Raw genomic sequence first — 15,039 nt, forward strand, 5'->3', positions numbered from 1 at the left:
CTATGGCAACGACCTCTTACCTGCTATAGAGAACATGTTGCTCGCAAACATTATCCCCGTAGCATCAATCGGCAACTCCGGCCCTGAAACATCAGGAAACCCAGGCAACATATGGGGCGTTTTCGGCATAGGCGCAACCGATATCAACGACAACGTGGCCTCCTGGAGTAGTGGGAAAGTTGTTTCATGGCCATCTCCGCCTCCAACATGGCCTTTCTTCGACATGTATCCGTCAACATATGTGAAGCCCGATCTGTCAGCACCTGGTGTCTCAATCACCAGCTCGGTTCCAGGAGGAGGATACGAGGCTTGGAGCGGTACCTCGATGGCGGCGCCGCATGTTTCAGGCCTCGTAGCCCTTGTCCTCCAGGCGGCTGGCTGGGTGTACTTCGATGTTATGGACACGCCCGAGAAAGTTTACATGATTCTCAACTCTACCGCAATAGATTTCGGCGACCCCGGGCTTGACACGAGGTATGGATGGGGACGTGTGGATGCTTACGAGGCCGTGAGAAAGGCTCAGGAGTACGCTAAGAAGAGCGGTGTGGAAGGCTTTGTCACGGATGTAGTTTCAGGAGAACCAATACCCTGGGCCAATGTCATTGTGGTAGAGACAAACCAGTCCTTCAAGGTTAACGGTACCGGGTACTTTAAGATACCGTTAGATCCCGGCAACTATACACTAAGGTTTGAAGCATGGGGATACCAGAGCATCGAGGTCCCTGTAACCGTGGTGCTTTTGAACGGAACCATCACTGGGGTAGTCTTTGACGCTATAACCACCACACCTATTCAAGGAGCTAACGTAACAGTGGTGGAGCTGGGTTTAACCGTTGAAACGGATGAGAACGGTACATATCAGTTCTCCGTGCCTCCGGGCACGTACACGCTGGCTGCGGAGGCTACGGGATACCGGTCGGCGGAGACAACTGTTACCGTGGATGAAGCCGAGGTCGTGGTTGTCAACTTCCCACTGTACCCCTTAGGAAACGGTACCCTATACGGCTACGTGTACAACGCTGCTGACAACACTCCCATCCAGGACGCGATAGTTTACACATACGTATCAGGCGAGCTGGTCTACAACGTCACGGACTCCACAGGCTACTACCAGTTGAGCCTTCCATCGGGCACCTACTTGGTCAGGGCTTATAAACCAGGGTTCGTCGAAGCCAATGCTACAGTAACGCTAGCTCCTGCTGCAAGCGTCCAGCAAGACTTCTACCTTCAGCCAATACCTCCAACAGTGGTCGTGCTAGGAAACATTTACTCTTACACTAGGCCGCACATAATTGAGATAGTGCAGGGCCTCGGCCTTCCAGTGGTTAACTATACGGATGTCACGGTACTAATCAACGACTGGGTCAACGGGTTAATAAACCCGAAGGTGGTGGTAATAAACTATTTCAAACCCGACCGCTACACATACCCAGCCCTTGCCGACGTGTTAGCAATATACCTGCTTGCAGATGCCTCAGGCTCTACGCTGATATTCCTGGGGACAAGCTACGCAGGCTATACAGCGCTCTATGTACTGCGATACTACAATAGCACACTCGTCAATAACAGCTATCCAGCACCATATAGTAACTTGTATGAGTATCCTACGTACACTTATGTGCAGGCTCACATGCTGAACCTTTCACACCCAGTGTTCAACGGAGTAACGCCGGACATACCGCCCAACAGGTTCTACGTGTGCTCCAGCGGGTACTGCGACTACAAGGTTTACAACTTCACAGATCCCACTGGAAGGTTGAACATACTAGCATATGTTAACGACACCACGACCGGGTATGAGAGATACTTTGGGGTTGGCGTTGCCGAGTGGGCGTCTAACAGTAACGTGCCATGGTTCTACCTTGGAAGCTGGGCTGAGAGCTACTGGGTCCAGTACATCGAGCCCGGAGCTGACGGCGTTTACAGCAACAACACTAAGAAGGTACTGGAGAACGCTGTCCTATTAGGCTGGACAGCTATCCCAAGTCTCGGGAGCCCTGACCTCTCAAGACTCGTTAAAGCGTTATCAATACTCAAATCAACACCCAACTCTGGCGGATTCGTGGTTAGCAGAGGAATTGAGAAGAACATCTACACAAGAGTAGATGTCGCGCTTGAGAGACTGCCTTACGGGTTTGTTGAAGGTTGGGTGTTAGGGTCGGATGGCGCCATATTGTCGAACGCTGTGATCCAAGTACTTGGAACACCTGTTACCGCGAGAACCGATGAAAACGGCTACTTCAAGTTCTGGCTACCCGAGGGCTCGTATGTTCTCGAAGTGAAAGCCCCTGGTTACAAGTCAGTGTTCTTAGAGGTTGAGGTAAGCGTTAACGAAACAGTCAACCTCGGCGAGATCGTTTTGAAGCGGCTTCCAAGAATAGGGATAATGTGGGATTACGCCGGCACCTTCAAATACGTGTTCGAGAAAAACGGCTGGTACGCTAACACCTATACAAGCCTCCCAGCTCTCACTAACGATGTCTTAGCGGGGCTTATAGACGTGGTGATATATTCTGGAGACTATAATGTACCATTCCCCTCATCTACCGAGTTCTCAGAATTCCTGAATGCAACGTTCGAGAAAGGCGTGGGAGTAATATGGATGGACAGCTGGGGATCATACGGCTACGGTATAAAAGTATTGAACATGTATCTCGGCGACCCGGCATCAGTTGGCTATGGATATGGAGCCTGGGAGCTTTTGATCAGGGTGGACAGGCCTCATCCGCTATTCAGGGGATACCCGGTCGGCTCAATGATAATGATCAACTCGTGGACGGGAGCTGATTACTCATACTTCTCAGGTTTCAGCGGAATCACTATTGGTTCGCTATACGTTGGCGGTGTGAGACGTGGTGACGCAGTAGCCTTCAAAGAGTTTGACGACGGGGTTAAATGGGTGTTGCTCTCCAGCTTCGCCATTACAAGCTGGAACACTCCGGACACGTTCACCGATGACTTCTGGAACATCGTGTTAAACTCTGCGAAGTGGCTCGTGCTCAAGCCGTTGCAGGTCTCTGTTGACAACCTGCTTCTCCACGTAGGAGACTCCTACTCTTTAACAATAACCGGCGCCGAAGCCTATGACACCCTCGCCATCATGATCGATGGAGAAGTAGTAGACTATGTTACCTCTAATGAGAACGGGACGGCAGTATACTCAGGCGTTTTAAAACTTATACCAGGCGGACCCCACCAGTTCGAAGTAATGAACATTGATGAGACACACTACGGTTCAGCAGAGTTCTACGTACTGCCGAAAATAGTGATATCTCCCACAGTTATCACGGTGCCTGGGAGGGTCGCGGGGGAAGTCACGGGCTTGAACCCGCTGCAACCTTTATACGTGTACTTGGATGGTAACTTCCTATCAATTAAGACATCCAATGTGAGCGGAGCCTTCGCGGCAACACTCAACATTCCACTAGTCGATGAAGGAGCACATGAAGTATTGATCGCTGACATGCAGGGTGAGACCATAGTATCAGGAGGGATACTTGTTGTGAGCAAACTAGACATGATACTCAACAATACTCAGCAAACACTTATTACACTCGACCAGCTCAACGCAAAAATAATTGAGATAAGGGACAACCTGGTAATGATCAACACTTCCCTCGGAGTTATAAATGTTAAGCTTAACAATATCATCGAGTTCCTCGGTGCCCTGGATGCAAGATTATCATTGATTAACGATACGATGGTGCTGGTCAAGACGAAGATAGGTGACGTCCAGCTCTCGATTAACCAATTATCTGGCGCATTAGACTCTGTTAACGCAACATTGGTTGGATTGATAAGAGACGAAGCGGGCAGAATTATTGGAGTCATCAACACTAAGACGGGAGACATACTTGCCGAGTTCGACGTTATAAAGCAGCTGTTGAACGAGAAGCTTCCGGTGACAACAGGTCAATTAAGCAATGCACTATCAACTCTTCAAACATCCGTAAGCTCCATATCCCAGAAGCTCGATGATTTATCTAGCAAGCTAGACGATCTTCGTGCTAAAAGCGAGGAGGGTGTAGCAGGATTATCAAGCTACGCATTAGCCTCAATAGTGTTATCAATAATAGTTCTGGGTCTCCTCGACTACGTAGGGTTTGTCAAAAAATAATTTTTTTACAAAAACCATAATCCTATCAATCCTATTACTATTTGGAGAAGGCATATGAAGTTTACAACATCTTTCTCTGTTGCCTTACCCTTGACTCGAATCATAGTTTTCAATGCGATGTGGGTTACACTATAGGATTTCCTGTAAGGGGGTTTCAACCCTCCATCTTCCCGGGGAATTCCGAAATTCTCCTTATACACGCCGTTGGCTAGACCCCTGAGAAACAAGGCGAACTCTAGGAAGTACAGGGTAAACATGAAAAGTCCAAATCGCTCGAAATTACCGTATATTACTACTGAAGCATAGAACGCTCCTAATCCATAGGTGAAGGAGTTTCCAGGCAGGACTTTTGCAGGATACTTGTTGAAAATGAGGAATATAAGGAGGGACGCTATGACAGGGAGTATTACAGGTATCAGCTCCAGCATGTTTTTCTTCAGCAGGAACAGGCACGTGAACGATAGAATAACTATTCCCTGTGAAGCCTCAAGCCCGTTATACCCTGCCAGCATGTTAAAAGCATTGCTTGCTCCAACCACGCCTATGGGTACTACAACTAGCGGGTACAAGAGCCCCAGGTCTAAGGCCCCTATGAACGGTATTTCAACCAACGAGTATCCTGCTTTAACAGCCATGAGGGGTAGAGCTATAGGTATCGTGAACAATACTCTCGCTATTGGAGAAATCCCCTTCTTCCAGCCTAAAATGTCATCAATGAAGCCTAATAGTCCTGCAAGAATCAAAACCAGAGTAGTGGCTAGTAGATGTAGATTTCCAGGATCTCTCTCCGAGATCGTTGCAATCGCTACATAGACAAGAATGCTTATAGCAGCGCTTAAGATCACCCATATCCCTCCAGCCTCGCTTACCTCGGGATACCCGTATTTGTTCATGTCTTTACCCTTAAGCCCTAGAAACAGTGATTTCGGAATCCACCATTTCAATAAAATATACGTTGACGCGGCCGAGATAAGTGAGGGGAGTAAAACCTCTAAAGCATCAACCGGTTCCATTGCTCTCCCTCCACTCAGTGTTAAATATGAGGAAAATCTCCTCAGCCCTTTTCTCCCCTACACCCTCCACTCTCAGGAGCTCAGATATAGAGGCGTTTGCAAGATTTTTAAGCGTCTTAAAGCTTCTCAGGAGTTTTCTAGCAGTGGCCGGGCCGGCTAGGCTTTCAGCAACATACAGTATTCTCTCGTTAATGCTTAAAGGCTTCTTCTCAACCTTCATTCTGAATACTTTTTTACCACCGGTTTCTCCGAGACTTTTGGCTTTAAGCACTATCCACTGCACCGTCTCCTCGAACCCGGGGGTGTTTAAAACAGGTATTTCAAACTCCAGGATAAGGGTGTCGAGTATTCTAAGCAGGCTCTGAGGCTTCCAACCTCTATACCTGGCAAGGTCTTCTATGCAACCCTCAAGAATTATCAGCGGCTTATGACCGTCTTGGGCAGCCGCATTTTTCAACAACTTAGCCTGCTCCCATATCCTGTTATCTCTTATACTATTGGCGAAATCGTCAACAGTTTTTCTCTCCACTAGAATGCTTTGTTTATCAGGGGGTGAGAGCAGGAGGAAGTCTCCGGCTGGAAGGTTTAGAACAGCTACCTTCAACCCAGCACTTAACAGCTTCTTCTTTGCGTCCGGATGCTTCGAATCTTCCTTCGAATCTATGATTACATCCACGGGGAAAAGCAGTGAAAAGCTCATGGAAACTAACCTTCCCTACCACTCAGGCCTCTTTCTCTCCATATTCCACTCAGGAGTACTGTACTTGGAGGAGTAAAGTCTCTCAGCCATCTCTATTTCATGTTGCTTGGGAAGATCAGGATACCAACCCTTCTTATCCAATGTCTCCGTGAAGGATTCTATCAAGGCTTTTACAATGTCCTCAACCCTTAGCTCTGGCTTCAGCGCACTGATATTGGTGACCCGATACTTGACGCTCGAAACCCCTTTATCGGCCAGCTTTTTCAACGGGATCTTCAGGATGCCGGCTAGGACGTCGAGGTTTACATTGTAGAGCATTGCTCCATGAATAAATCCGCAATTCTGCTCCCTCCTTAAGCTAGCGGCGACCCCGACAACCTTCCTATCCCCTATTATTATGTCGTTCACGTTCTGAACACTTGGGTTGAACCCGAGTTTTTCAAGGGCCTTAACCACCCCCTTGAGAAGATCAACGTACAGGTAGTCCACGTTAACTTTTCTACCAACAGGTTTAACCGATAAGGCAAAGTTTATGTTACCGAGGTCGTGGTAGACTGCTCCACCACCTGTGAACCGTCTTACAATGCCTGCCCTTATCTGTTGAGCATACTCCAGGTTTACTTCTTCCGAAGCCTTCTGGAAAACTCCTATCACAACGGCATTCCTGTTTCGCCAGATCCTCAACACGTCTCCGGTTTTATCACTACACCTGCTTTGGAAAAACGCCTCCTCCCATGCGAGATTCATCCATGGATTATCCAGCGTCTCCGTGAACACAACTCTTAGTTCACTCAACAGGTCTCGCCTCCACTATCGTCTGAATGAACTCGTCAAGAGTGCAACCTACAAGTACAGCGCTCTCCCTGGTAAACACATCCCTAATGATGTTAGCCACCGCGTCTTTTTCGAACTTCACGCCTTTCAAAGAATCTTCGACAACCCATATTACTTCTTCAGGATATATGAAGAAGTCGCCCATGATCGTAATATTCCTGATGATGTTTTGATCATCTGCCAGAATTCTCACTTTAAACAACCCCTTTCTAGCCTTGTATTCGTTGTAGTAAGTCTTCAAGGCGATCATCCTTTAGATATAATAAAGAGCAAGAGATTAATATTTTCCACGTCTCATAAAACCCTACTCAGCCACCATTCTTTTTAATATCTTGATATATGGGACGATATGGGTCGCTGAAAAAGTGCTCGACCCCGGGCTCGTGGAAACTTCACGTAAAGGTGTCACTACCTGAGAATAGCGTGGATACAAGCCGTGTCCACATCGTTTCAATCTGCGCGAAAAGCGCTCTGAACTTCGCCGCACCCCCGTTTTCCGACAGGACTTTGGAAAATTCAGAGAGGAAAGTGTTTAGCTCAAGATACACTGTGTGCAATTTTTCTAAGGGTACCGGTTCTGTTAAAGCCGTGTGCAATAATTTTTCAATTAAACCGAAAACAGCTTTGACCAGGGCATCATTCTCCAGAATGCTTCCTTGAGGGACACTGTACACAATGGAGAGAGGTAAGACTGCTATTTGATCCGTACATGAAGGCGGAAAGCCCTTAGCTGTGAGTAGATGTATTAGAGTTAGAGTAGCAGGTATCGATTTCGAGTAAGGCCCGTAAACAAGGTTGTTCAAAAAAGAACCTGCCAACCCGGGGTTGCTTTCACACAGTGATGTCAAAGCCCCATATGAGAGTAGCGATGCTTCTTCAAGCCTTCCCTCAGCTATTAACTGCTCCACGTTCCCCACTACCTTCTCGATACTTGTGGAATTGTTGCGCGAGCTGAATGGTTCAGTATTATATTCTCGGACAGGTCTCATACTATTGCCTTCCTCACGACTGTTTTCCAACATGGACAGCACTTACGCCTCCGGGTTTATTAAAATAAATGAATTGGTTAATTAGCATTTAAACAAGAATAATAAATCTAATACAGCCATAGGGGTTGCCTAGCTTTTATGATGAACGCCCGGTTTTCTCAAAATAATCCTACCGTCAATAACGTAAGCTTTATCAGGGTATGCGAAAACCGGGTTTAAATCCATGGACTCTATCTCTGGATGTTCATTAAGCATTTTCCCAATAGCCACTATTATCTCCGCAATGGAGTACTTGTTAACTGGTGGTTGAGCCCTGTAGCCTTTAAGAATTGCTGAGGTTTTAATCTCATCAATCATTTCCAACGCCTCGTCTATGGTGAGAGGTGCAACCCTGAAAGACACGTCCTTGAAAACTTCAACGAATATGCCTCCTGCTCCAAACATGACAACGCTTCCGAATACAGGGTCGTGGAGTCCCCCGATGATGATTTCAACGCCCTTGGGCATCATGGGCTGGAGGAGGAAGCCATTGATCCTTGCTTGGGGATTACTCGCCCTGACTTTCTCAGTAATCTCTTCCGCCGCTTTCAGGGCTTCCTGCTTTGACCAGATATCGAGCCTCACGCCTCCTACATCGGTCTTATGGATTATGTCTGGCGAGATGATCTTTATGACGAGAGGAAATCCCACTTTCTCGGCCATTAAAGGGACTTCATCAATGCTTCTAGCAACAGCATATGGAGCTGTTGGAATGTTGTATGCTTTAAGGAGCTCGAATACCTCGTCTTCTAGGAGTTTTATGCGTTCTTCAAGATATACTTTAGTGATCAAGCTTGAAGCAGTACTCATATCCCTGACTGAAGTATGTATTTGAAGGCTTTTAAACATTATTGAAAAACTACTTCTTTCTGCGGAGTAGGAAGAGCAAAACCAGTAAAATCGCCAACGTAGCCGTTACGGCTCCTAGAATCAGAATCCTCCCTTGATTATTGCTGGGTTGCGTGACTGTTGTTGTTTCTGGGTTTATGTAAAGTGTCACAGGATAGTACCCTGGTTGCGTTATAGTTATTAATGTATTTCCATTAGAGTACCTTGTATTAAGGGATGGTTCAACATTATATGTTCCAACAAGGTTCATTGTTAGATTGAAGCTTAAATCACTATATCTGGTTAAATCAATGAATGTTGCATAGCTCCCTATGCCGACTTCCTCGAAAACATTCTCAACGATGAAGTATATGGTTATCTCAGAAGTGTTTAATGCTAGAAACGACACTGTATTGTTTTCCAGCTGGTAGTTGCTTATCAATACACCGGTGCTACTTGTTATGTTTATAATGTTTAGCTGTCCTTCAAAGGGAATGTATATGCTAATTAATGTATAGTTAGCTGGGGTTTCAGCATATTTTACTCTAGCATACCCTGTAAAGGAGTTTTCTACAGGGCTTCCTTCAACATATATCTCGAGGCTTGATGATGTGCTGGAATAACCTGTTTGAGCTATAATTAGCGTCAAGGCTATGATGAAGAACAGTATTAAACCCTTCTCCATGTTTATCACCACCGCAAACACACATTAATAGCCTTGCTTTAATAAAAACTTTTGCCCTCGCGATGTTAACATCAACATATCTTGTAGACGTTTAAACGATGCTTGCATATCTTGTATACTGGCTTTATTTTTTCTCCTTTAGCAAGCACTTTAAATTTCAAAGTGAAAGCCCCGCTCTCCGCTTGTTCTATGTAACCAATGGATTCTTTCATTATCTCGATATTGCATTTGCCAGGGTTGCTTTTGCAAAATTCTTCACATTTGGAAGCTGTTTCTTCTGATTCATAAATCAACCCACAGATGGAGCACGCATAATATTTGGAACCATCTACTTCGATGATGTAAACCATGTTTTCCCCTGTTTTCCTAAATCGTTAACCCCCGTAAATACTTTAATTGCAAGGGAAAATTTTATTATCAAGAAGCTTGGTTTTATTAAACAAATCCTATAAGGGTGGTTATTTGAATTCAACCCAGGATTTACCCTCTGTAAACGAGATCATGGAGAAGGCTGTTAAATCCGAGCTCTTAACTCATCCTCACGTTAAAAGACTGTGGGATCTTTCAGGGGATAAAAGTCTTTTCACAAAATCTCCAGAGGAGTTATCCTCATTGAGAAGAGATCTCTTAAGGAGTTCTCTAAAATTCTTTGCCGAGACAAGCGATTTTTACGAAGAATTGTTCAACAGGATAGGGATCGACCCGGGCTCAGCCGAATTAGAGGATCTTGTTAAGCTAGCTGTGCCCTCGGATCTCTTGAGGGGGGAGGGTTACAAGCGGTTCCTGATAGAACAGGTTAAGAGCGAGCCCGCTATCGTTTTTTCATCCAGCGGAACAACCAGTACCACACCGGTTAGGGTTTTCAGAACTTACTTGGAATTAGCGATGATGACTAGAGCGAACACCTACCTGTTCGAGTATGTATATGGGGGTGAGCTGAGAAAGAGGGAGGGAATAGCTTTATTCCTGGCTGCTAAAGAGCTTAGGAGCCGGCTTAATTTCGTAGCATTTGTCGACCTTGCTCTCCAGGGGAAGGAAATCCCGCTCTTATACGGCATGGAGTTGTCTAGGGAGGAGGCTAGTGGTTCTCAATGGAGAAAGCTCGTCCCTAATAAGAAGGTGATAATGGAGTTTTTCAAAAGCAAAGAGGAGCCTAAACTGCTGTTCACAGCTCCAGCTGGCGTATACCTTCTGTCCAAGCAATTTGAATCTATGAATTCACTATTGAAAATCCTCAGCAAGATAGTGTATAAAGTTCCACCTGTGGATTTAGGGGAGGGAGGGGTGGTTGTAACAGGCGGAGGCAGTAAAGGTTTTCAAATCCCTGATTACGACATTATTGTGAGTTATTCAAGAAGGTTCTTCAAGGCTAGACGGAATGGAATAGAACAACCAGCACCGTTCATGGATGTGCTCGGCATGACCGAGACTCTCACCGCTTTAATTGATAATTATGGCTTAATGGGAAAAATCCCGCACCCACTTCAAGAAGTATTCTTATTAGATCCTAAGACATTCAAGATCATCCAGGAACCTGATAGAGAAGGTATTCTGGGAATCTACGACCCGCTTGCTGTTTCATGGCTGGAGGTCTTCCTGCCAGGCGATGTCATGAAGTTTAAATATTCTAACAGGTACTATGGAAAAGAGTTTCAATATGTGAGAAGACTATCCAAGGATGAAGGCTGGGAGCTCCAGCGTGCCTGTGGAGGCACCCTTGAGGAGTTGATGACTAGTGGTGGACGAGAATAATGCTGTGAAACCCATTTATTTCACGAAAATAGAGACGCGAGATGATGGATCCGGAGTATACGAGCCAACGGTTGAGTGGTTGGACAGGTTTTTAAATCGTAGTGTAGAATTATCCCAGAGCCTTCTCCAACTAGGCTTTCGCAGAAGAATAAGAGTGTTGAGCGAGATGGGGAAAATTTGGAGTGAGAAGCTACCTACTATCGAGGAGAGATTAGCGCGTAGCATTTCTAAAAGCACAGGCTACAGCGAGGAAAACGTGAAGCTGGATTTAAGACTGGTTGAACAGGTGTTAAACGAGGCTAATATCGTTGAACTCTTCGATAAGGGATTAATCGGGGGTTGGCTAAGTCTTGACCAACCGGTTGAAATCAGTAACGGAGAGTTCGTGTGGAACAAGCCCCTGGGAGCCTCCCTAATAATTTCCTCTGGTAACACGGTCATACCGGCTGTGCTACCGACAGTTGTCTCCCTAGCCTCAGGGAACGTTACCATATTGAGACCATCACTCAGCAACTACCCTGGAGTAGCAGAGATTTTCACCACGCTTTTCGAGCTAGCTGAAGACTCCGTGGAGGGCTCTCAAGAGATTGCTTCAGCCCTCCTGGTCTCATACTTTAAGCATGATAGCAAGGTGTTTGAACACCTCCTAGTCTCAACACCTCTTGGAGTGGTCAACTACTGGGGCGGGGAGCCGGGTAGGAGTGTTGTAGCTAGTAGGGTGTTAAAGAATCCTTACCACCCCAGGCTGGTTGTTAACGGACCCCTTACAGGGTTAGCCATAATAGATGAAGAGTCCGTCTCGGAAGGAGTGGCCTACGGGTTAGCAAGGGATGTAATACTATATGATCAACAACTGTGCAGTTCTCCAACCTACGCTTTGTTCATAGGTTCGAAAGAAAGTGCATTGAAGTTCGCTGAGAGCTTGGGTGAGGCTTTAAACCATCTTGGGGGGAGATTCCCTCGAGAGATGGGAGAAGGAGAGCTGTATAGCCTGATACTGCTTAGGAAAAGCTTGGAGCTCCAAGGTGCAAGAGTTTTTTACTCGGAGAACCCGGGCAATCCTTGGACGATCGCTGTTGAAACACCGGAGATCGGAAAACATTCAACACACAGTTTAAAACATTCGTACCCAACACCTAGGAGGCGATTCATCGAGATAATAGTGTTGAAGGATATTGGAGAGCTAAGGGAGGTGGCCTCTTTTCTGATTAGAAGGCTGAGGGATAGCGGGATGGATAAGTTCCAGACAGCTTCCTTAAAGGTTTCAGAGAGAAATCTCAACCACGTGTTAAACACGCTGTCGATTCTTGGGATTTACAGGGTTGTCCCAATAGGGGAATCGTTTTTTAGAACTCCACTAGAACCCTACGATGGCGAGTTCATGCCTAGATATTTCACATACACCATGTATCTCCGACTAGTCGAGAAATCCGGCGTGCTGAAAATAATTTGAAGGGGGTTGGCCGTGAGGGTTACCGTGACAGGTGCTACAGGGTTTCTTGGCTCCTACGTTGTAGACAACCTGATCAAAAAGGGCTTCACTTTAAGAGGAACTTATCACACTCCTGAGAAAAGGCAGGCCTTGTTAGCGAAGAATGTTGAACCAGTATATATGGATTTAGAGAGACCCGAGACGTTTCTAAACGTGGTGAAAAATACTGACATATTAATCCACCTAGCAGCCTACTACACTTTCACAGGGAAGAAGAACCTATATTACAGGCTCAACGTGGAGGCAACCAGAATACTTGCAGAGCAAGCATTGAAGCATGGGGTGAAGAGATTTATCTATTGTAGCTCAACCGAGGCAATAGGCCCAGTGCAGAGCCCACCAGGCGACGAGGAGACGCCTCCTAACCCGCAGTTCGAATACGGTCGCTCAAAACTCCTCGCCGAGCTACAAATAAAAGATCTAGCGGCCAAGGGGCTCTCCTACACTATAGTAAGGCCCAGTGGACTGTACGGCCCGGGGAATGTGAACGATGTGTCATACTGGTTTATAACATCTTTCGCGAAGGGAGGCTTCTTCTCGAAATTCAAAATAGGAAATGGCGAGACGCTTATACAATTCGCACACGTTGACGATGTTGCCAAGGGTTTCACGCTAGTGGTTGAGAAACTGGAAAAATCTGAAAACCAAGTTTTCATTCTCTCAGAGGATAAAGCCTACACCTATAACGAGGTTTATAAGATTCTATCAGAGCTAACAGGTAATCCGCCGCCGAAATATAGTTTAACCCCCGCGTTAGCGAAACTCCTTTTATCGTTCACTCACGCATACTCGCTTCTAAAAGGAGATAATAATTTGCTACTGAGGAGAAGCATTGTTGACTCGGTGACTAAGCATAGAGCATACAGTATTGAGAAAGCAAAGAAGCTTTTGGGTTACTCCCCGAGGTATAGTTTAAAGGAAGGGTTGAGAGAGACCATTGAATGGTATAGGCTGAAGGGATACATTAAGAAATAACGTCTAGAATATTGGTTAGCTCCTTCAACACTTTCCACGGCTTGCATTTCTCTAAAACACTTACTCCCCAGGGCCTCATAATGAGTAAGAATTTAACGCCCGCGTTTACTGAGGCGATGCAGTCGTAGAGAGTGTCTCCGACGAAGAAGGCTTCAGTCTTGGCAACTTTCAATTTATCTAGAACGTGAATAATCATGTCAGGGCTTGGCTTAGGTCTCAGATCGTTTACTCTTCCTTGGATTATGTCGAAATACTTTGATATGCCGAAATAATCTAGCATTATCTCCGCATGCTCCTGCTCTGAGGAAGTTACCACGGCAAGCTTGAAGCCTCTTCTCTTCAACTCGGAGAGAACTTGCACACTCTCCGGGTATAGTTTCAACTCCCTCTGCCAGTGTTTAGAGAAGCATGAGAAAATGTCTTTAATTACTTTCTCAATCATCATGGGTTCTTGCGTTTTGAATACTTCGGCCACTACCTGCCAGGTGGGTAGACCCATCAGGCCTAATAGCTCATGCTCGCTGACTTTAACGCCGTGGCGTGAAAGCCCTTCTCCATAGCATTTAAGTATTAACGGCACGCTGTCTACTATAGTGCCGTCTAAATCGAATAAGACTGCTTTATCGCTCATTTTCTAAAACCCTTTTACGTAGAATCTTAACCCTTGATGGCGAATAAAAGCTTGAGCGTTATCTAAATCCTATATTCTAAACCGTGTCTCGCGATCAGCTCATCAGACTTCTTAGATAATATCCAGCCAATATACAAGTAAGTAGGGGTGAGGATCCCGGTCAATAATACTAGAAATGCTGGTTCAAAACCTGAAATCCCGTAAGAAGCTCTTAAGAGCTCTGCGGATAAGCTGGCAGGGTTTAGGAAGGCAATGTAAGGGAGAGGATATGTTGATGCAGGAATGATTGTTCCAACTGTTACAACTATTTGGAGAAGACCTGTCCATGAACCGCTCAGCCTGGTCCTGGTGTAAAGGTAACCGGCTAGAGCTCCATAAAACAACTCGACAACCATTAATGTGGATAGTCCTAGCGTTATTAGTAAGGGATTTCCCTCTAACCACCACGCAGGGTTAATACTGTAAAACCCGCTCGATACTAGTCCCAGCAATGCCAGAGAAGCCAAGCCTGTTAGCATAAGGTCTACCGGCAATGTACATACAATATAGTGGTAAACCCCCAGCCCATTCTCCCTGAACATGTCCGTTAAACCATCATGAACCATCCAACGGAGAAACTCTGTCCCAGTCCATAACCCAGTTGAGGCAAGGCTCATCCCAACGATCCCGGGGACTAAGAGCTTCAAAGTAATCAATGGGTCAGGTGAAAGATAGGAGGCCGGGATTATAAGTATAATCGACCAGAAAACACCATTAATTATCCATGATATGTAGCTCGTAAGGTGGAGCCTGGCTAGAACTCCACCCACATATAAAAGTCTAAGATATCTCGTTAAAATCTTCAACCCCTTCTCACCCTGGTATCAACAGTCTTATTGATGCTGACTGCTACGATGTAGTACGCCGTGAAGAGCATGGAAATTACCGTGAGAGGGGTGAAAACCTCAGGTGGAAACTCCTTCAAAACCACGAGCTGTATTAACT

The 15,039-nt window shown here is 45.9% G+C and carries 14 protein-coding genes; 4 read left to right on the forward strand and 10 right to left on the reverse strand.

Features of this window, described 5'->3' with window-relative positions:
- The coding region (locus AC3OH0_RS04120) for a carboxypeptidase regulatory-like domain-containing protein (protein ID WP_498344856.1) at nucleotides 1-4,117 on the forward strand (4,117 nt) is incomplete at its 5' end.
- Nucleotides 4,118-4,122: 5 nt separating this feature from the next.
- On the opposite strand, the gene AC3OH0_RS04125 is transcribed toward AC3OH0_RS04120, so the two are convergent.
- The 8 genes from AC3OH0_RS04125 to AC3OH0_RS04160 all read right to left on the reverse strand — a co-directional run bounded on the left by AC3OH0_RS04125 (nucleotide 4,123) and on the right by AC3OH0_RS04160 (nucleotide 9,555).
- Nucleotides 4,123-5,130, reverse strand: a complete 1,008-nt coding sequence (locus AC3OH0_RS04125; RefSeq protein WP_498344857.1) for an MraY family glycosyltransferase — start codon at nucleotides 5,128-5,130, stop codon at nucleotides 4,123-4,125.
- Complete coding sequence (locus tag AC3OH0_RS04130) at nucleotides 5,117-5,830, reverse strand: ERCC4 domain-containing protein (RefSeq protein WP_498344858.1); 714 nt, start codon at nucleotides 5,828-5,830, stop codon at nucleotides 5,117-5,119. Before AC3OH0_RS04130 ends, AC3OH0_RS04125 begins: the two co-directional genes overlap by 14 nt.
- A 15-nt stretch (nucleotides 5,831-5,845) precedes the next feature.
- Nucleotides 5,846-6,625, reverse strand: a complete 780-nt coding sequence (locus AC3OH0_RS04135) for a lipoate--protein ligase family protein (protein WP_498344859.1) — start codon at nucleotides 6,623-6,625, stop codon at nucleotides 5,846-5,848.
- A complete protein-coding gene (locus tag AC3OH0_RS04140; RefSeq protein WP_193435961.1) occupies nucleotides 6,618-6,905 on the reverse strand; it encodes a lipoate protein ligase C-terminal domain-containing protein in 288 nt (95 codons plus the stop codon). Before AC3OH0_RS04140 ends, AC3OH0_RS04135 begins: the two co-directional genes overlap by 8 nt.
- A 151-nt stretch (nucleotides 6,906-7,056) precedes the next feature.
- The gene (locus AC3OH0_RS04145) at nucleotides 7,057-7,695 is read right to left on the reverse strand and encodes a hypothetical protein (protein WP_498344860.1); all 639 of its coding nucleotides are present in this window, start codon (nucleotides 7,693-7,695) and stop codon (nucleotides 7,057-7,059) included.
- 87 nt (nucleotides 7,696-7,782) lie between these two features.
- A complete protein-coding gene (locus AC3OH0_RS04150; protein WP_498344861.1) occupies nucleotides 7,783-8,502 on the reverse strand; it encodes an acetate--CoA ligase family protein in 720 nt (239 codons plus the stop codon).
- Nucleotides 8,503-8,551: 49 nt separating this feature from the next.
- A complete protein-coding gene (locus AC3OH0_RS04155) occupies nucleotides 8,552-9,205 on the reverse strand; it encodes a hypothetical protein (protein ID WP_498344862.1) in 654 nt (217 codons plus the stop codon).
- Nucleotides 9,206-9,276: 71 nt separating this feature from the next.
- Nucleotides 9,277-9,555, reverse strand: a complete 279-nt coding sequence (locus AC3OH0_RS04160) for a DUF7128 family protein (RefSeq protein ID WP_498344863.1) — start codon at nucleotides 9,553-9,555, stop codon at nucleotides 9,277-9,279.
- Nucleotides 9,556-9,667: 112 nt separating this feature from the next.
- Here AC3OH0_RS04160 and AC3OH0_RS04165 point away from each other — a divergent pair, with 112 nt between their 5' ends.
- Genes AC3OH0_RS04165 through AC3OH0_RS04175 form a run of 3 tightly spaced genes read left to right on the forward strand, consistent with a single transcriptional unit; the run spans nucleotide 9,668 to nucleotide 13,424 of the window.
- Nucleotides 9,668-10,957, forward strand: a complete 1,290-nt coding sequence (locus AC3OH0_RS04165; protein ID WP_498344864.1) for a hypothetical protein — start codon at nucleotides 9,668-9,670, stop codon at nucleotides 10,955-10,957.
- Nucleotides 10,941-12,410, forward strand: coding sequence for an acyl-CoA reductase (locus AC3OH0_RS04170; protein WP_498344865.1), 1,470 nt, complete (start codon nucleotides 10,941-10,943; stop codon nucleotides 12,408-12,410). Before AC3OH0_RS04165 ends, AC3OH0_RS04170 begins: the two co-directional genes overlap by 17 nt.
- Before the next feature lie 12 nt (nucleotides 12,411-12,422).
- On the forward strand, nucleotides 12,423-13,424 hold the full coding sequence (locus AC3OH0_RS04175; RefSeq protein ID WP_498344866.1) for an NAD-dependent epimerase/dehydratase family protein: 1,002 nt from the start codon (nucleotides 12,423-12,425) through the stop codon (nucleotides 13,422-13,424).
- Here the strand turns inward: AC3OH0_RS04175 and AC3OH0_RS04180 are convergent.
- Nucleotides 13,414-14,055, reverse strand: a complete 642-nt coding sequence (locus AC3OH0_RS04180; RefSeq protein WP_498344867.1) for an HAD family hydrolase — start codon at nucleotides 14,053-14,055, stop codon at nucleotides 13,414-13,416. The two genes, AC3OH0_RS04175 and AC3OH0_RS04180, sit on opposite strands and share 11 nt — an antisense overlap.
- A gap of 62 nt (nucleotides 14,056-14,117) precedes the next feature.
- Nucleotides 14,118-14,900 carry a hypothetical protein gene (locus AC3OH0_RS04185; protein WP_498344868.1) on the reverse strand — a complete coding sequence of 261 codons (783 nt, stop codon included), beginning with the start codon at nucleotides 14,898-14,900 and terminating at the stop codon, nucleotides 14,118-14,120.
- Nucleotides 14,901-15,039 lie beyond the last annotated feature (139 nt).

The organism is Thermosphaera sp. (genome assembly GCF_059755995.1).